The 255-nt window shown below is 34.9% G+C and carries 1 protein-coding gene; it reads right to left on the bottom strand.

Annotated features, from left to right (window positions below; all coding sequences use genetic code 11):
- Window positions 1–255 (bottom strand): RNA-guided endonuclease InsQ/TnpB family protein (locus tag KH893_RS12930; RefSeq protein WP_281166413.1); only part of this gene is annotated, 255 nt, incomplete at both ends.

Genomic DNA, 255 nt, shown 5'->3' with positions numbered 1-255 from the left:
GTCGAACATTTAGAGTATGCTTGCCATCATCAAATCCACAGCTACTACAGATTTGAGACGTTTTTCTGGGATTAACAATGACTAATTGTTTTCCGTACCATTCACATTTGTAAGCTAATTGGAAACGTAGTTTCCTCCAACTTTGATTAGCAATTGCTCTGGCAAGTTTGTGATTTTTCAGAAGATTCTTGGCTTTCAAATCTTCTATTTTAATCACGTCATATTGCTCTACTAGTTCTTTTGTTAAAGCATGTA

Source organism: Liquorilactobacillus sicerae (assembly GCF_029916425.1).
Lineage (GTDB): Bacteria > Bacillota > Bacilli > Lactobacillales > Lactobacillaceae > Liquorilactobacillus > Liquorilactobacillus sicerae.
This window is presented reverse-complemented; position numbering and strand designations above follow the sequence as displayed.